2 protein-coding genes and 1 pseudogene are annotated in these 3,611 nt (G+C 39.4%); all 3 read right to left on the bottom strand.

All coding sequences use genetic code 11. The features are described 5' to 3' along the window. Positions 1–1,096 precede the first annotated feature (1,096 nt). Entirely contained in the window at positions 1,097–1,606 is a 510-nt protein-coding gene (locus ACE1AT_RS11180; RefSeq protein WP_374868227.1) for a diguanylate cyclase domain-containing protein, read from the bottom strand. A 299-nt stretch (positions 1,607–1,905) separates the two neighbouring features. Next, positions 1,906–2,373, bottom strand: coding sequence for a BON domain-containing protein (locus ACE1AT_RS11175; RefSeq protein ID WP_374868225.1), 468 nt, complete (start codon positions 2,371–2,373; stop codon positions 1,906–1,908). A gap of 187 nt (positions 2,374–2,560) precedes the next feature. Continuing rightward, positions 2,561–3,611 (bottom strand): annotated as a pseudogene (locus tag ACE1AT_RS11170) (hypothetical protein); the annotation flags it as partial.

The raw sequence follows: 3,611 nt of genomic DNA, 5'->3' as shown, positions 1-3,611 counted from the left end.
GAGTTGTAGCACCTGGCGTTTGAGGAACGTAGACGCGCCCTGCGCGGCTTCTCGCAGAGTAACCCAACATTATCAAGGCTTTGTTGGGTTTCGCTTGCGCTCAACCCAACCTACATTTCTTCTTTACTGAACCGTATTGGGTTAAATTGAGCAAAAAAGCGCAACGATAACTATGCACAACCTGAATTTTCATTATTTTTTGCACCGGAGGTACTTTGAAAAGATAGTTGGCCTGCATATTTCGCTGATCAAGTTAGGCAGAGATATCTGAAAAGTTTTGGGCAAATATAAGCAATCCGATTTGATTTGGTGAACTTACTCGTAGAAACAGGCAATAGGGAAAGCAGATGCTCATGCTTAAGGTCAAAATCTACGAAATTTTTAAGCGCAGAGCGCAGGCTACGCCAACAACAATCAAATAGGAATCCTATATAATCAAAGATAAAGTTATACAACAATACGGTTCAGTTAAGGATTTTTAGTGAGATTGGTGATTTATTGAGGCTTGTCAATAGCGCTGTCGCGCATGGCTTCGCTAAGGCGCGTCTTTAGATTTAATTCTCAGAAATCATCGAAATTCAAACCTCAAGAGTCCAAAATTTTGTTTTTTAAACTTTTGAGTTCAGATAATATGATTATTGTCAGTGTTGATAGAGTAGAAGGAACTTTTAAATTCCATCTTAGCTTTATGATAGAGTAAAATTTTAAATTCAATATTTCTATCTATCATTTGACAGATCATATTTATTTGTGTTCAGCAAAGTTCTATCTAAGTCATAGATTAATCTTATAGAAAAGTTAGATATTTCCCTGCTATCCATTTACAGTTTAATTAAGTGAGAAAGTTTGAAAATAGTCTATTTATAGAGAATTAGTAAATATTTTAGGCGTACGTAAAAACAGGATCATATCAATAAATCTTAGTATCACAAGTCAATCACAGACTTATATCATCTCCGTTTGAACACTTGTATTATCCGCCAGTGTTGGTAAGGGGAAAAATCAATTTTAGATTTAAGTTAAGTTTCGATCGCATAGAAATCAATAGGCATACCACAAAATATTTATACAAAAGTTTTTATGGTAAGAACTTAAATTAATCTTGAGTTAAAAAGACAATGCGATCGCTCGCTGATAGTTTTGCTTGAGAGAGAGCTTTTTCTGCTGTGGAAATCAACTGATTGGCAGAGATTCCAGAACTAGGAATAACACTTGTTAAACCTAAGCTGAAGCTGAAGAGTTCGTCGGATTTTGAATCGTTATCAGTTGTGTCAGTAGCTTTCACAGCAGAGAAAATCACATCTGCTATCTGCAAAGCTGCTTCGGCTTGAGTATTCGGTAAAATCATCGCGAATTGTCTCTCATCAAAGCGGGCTAGTAAATTTGACCCACGCTGCTTGCACTTACGTAAAATATCAGTGATTTGACACAGATATTGATCTAAAGATAAATACTCGTAATCAGCCTTGATCAATTTAACATCTAGCAAAATCAAAGACAGAGATAATTGATACTTTTGCAAGCGGTTCCATTCGCGCTGTAAGTATTCATCAAAATAGTAACGATTAGCAATTTGAGTCAGGCTATCGACAGAAGCGAGGCGCATATTCTAAATAGTTATCAATGAACTCTGCCAAAATTTCTTGATCATCACCTACCATATCTTTGAGAGCTTGAAACGTTTCTGCATCGATAGCTGGAGCTAGGATGAGTTCTGGTTCTATTTGAGGTTGAGAAGGTGGCTCGTCTTTGTTGGTAAAAGCCGTTGATTGTTATATCAGATTCATGTGAAAAGTATATTTATCAAAAATAGTCAAGTAGAAAAATTATTTTCTACTTGACCAAAAGCACTCAATTAAGTAGCACGAAAATATTGTTTTTTGCTGGTCAGAATTCTGAACTACTTTAGCTTTTTGGTTGAGCAACTACGGCTTTGACATTCACAGTTTTGACGCCTTTAATTTCCTTCGCTAAACGTTCAATCTTAGCTAGCTCTTGTTGATTCGTTACAGTTCCGGAAACTGTGATCACACCACCGTCAGAAGCTTTAACTGTTAAACTACCTCTGGGGATATTTGCTTCTAACTTAGAACGAACTTCACTTTCGAGATTGCTTTCACTTCTGTTTTGAGCGCTACCTTCATTAAATGTATTATTTCGTTGTTCACGAGCGCGAATATCTTGGTTTAGCTGTCTTCTGCGGAGTTCACTTTGCGCGTCTTCTTTAGCAGCTTGAGTTTGTTGAGCTTTAGGTGTTTCTACTTGAGAGACATTAGTGTTATTTGGTGCTGTTTCGCTGGTTTTGGAAACAGTCTCACAACCAACACTCAATACTAAAAGACCACTAATTAATAAGAAAGTTACCTTTTTCATTTGTTTAACTCTTAACATTAATACAAGATATGGAAATGAAAAAAATTGAGTGATCGAGAGCAAGTAATTAGATTTGCTCTCTCTGATAAACCTCTCTCCCTTTCGGGGAGAGGTTTATCAGTTTGATTTTTAGGTTTCTCTTGCTTTTTGAAAAGCGAAGGAGAAGCCTGTCAAATTCAAGTTCTGCTTAGATTGTTTCTTCCCGACGGTCAACAATAATAACCCTCGGCTCTTCAACTCCTAATTCTGGTGAATAGGTGGTTTGACTGGTATCTGTAACTGATGCAGCGTGATGTGTACGGTCTATATCAGTAGCATCAAAGATGTCAAAGTCTGTAATTCCGCGGCGCTTGAGAATGGCTTCTGCATGATGGATTTGCTCATCAGTACCATCTACCATTACTAAATAATCACCTCTGTTGAAGCGATCGCTATATAAGCGCGCCCGGTTTTCAGGAATTCCCAAGCCAATTAGTCCACCTGTTAAACCGCCAGCAGCAGCACCAATCGCACCACCTGCAACAGTTGTTGCTAAAGCTGTTGCTATCGCACCACCTGCAATTACAGGGCCGACTCCCGGAATGGCTAAGGCTCCCAAACCAACTAATAACCCTCCTAGACCACCCAACACTCCGCCTGTAGCTGCTCCAGCTTTTGCACCTTCATCGGCTTTGGTTTGTGCTGCTACATCATTGTGATTTACACCCACACCTGTATTTACACCAGGAAGGCGATCGCCACTATCTTTAGCAATCAGAGATACTTGGTTCATCGGAAATCCAGAGTCTCTCAATTCCATGAGCGCGACTTCTGCATCTCGATGATCAGAAAATACGCCAATCGCTCTTCTATTTCTGTGTAAAGGTGTTGTACCGTAACCAGAAATTGGTGTATTAACTGCATTCCGCGCAGGAGTAGCGGTGTAATCTACTGTGGGATCGAAAATTTCCCAATCTCGAATTCCATGACGATTGAGAATCGCAGCAGCACGTTGAATATCTGCATCTGTACCGCTAACAACAACTACATAATCACCATGATTGATGCGCTCATGATAGAAACGACTGCGATGATCTGGAAGTCGCAATTTCAGGTTGTGAATCGCCTCATCAAAGCGATCGCGTAAAGTGACTCCCGCAAAGCGATCGCGTCGTGACCAATCTCTATTAATTAGGGAAATTTGACCCAAGGGGAAACCCGCAGTCCGCAAATCATGAATTGCAGCTTCCGCATCTTCC

This window comes from Pelatocladus sp. BLCC-F211 (assembly GCF_041928655.1).
Lineage (GTDB): Bacteria > Cyanobacteriota > Cyanobacteriia > Cyanobacteriales > Nostocaceae > Pelatocladus.
Note: the sequence above shows the minus strand (reverse complement) of the source record. Positions and strands in the feature narration are given on the sequence as shown.

What these genes read in the sequence shown, in the direction of transcription:
- ACE1AT_RS11180 (WP_374868227.1), bottom strand. Translation starts at nt 1,606, where the DNA reads ATGCGCCTCGCTTCTGTCGATAGCCTGACTCAAATTGCTAATCGTTAC.
- ACE1AT_RS11175 (WP_374868225.1), bottom strand. Translation starts at nt 2,373, where the DNA reads ATGAAAAAGGTAACTTTCTTATTAATTAGTGGTCTTTTAGTATTGAGT.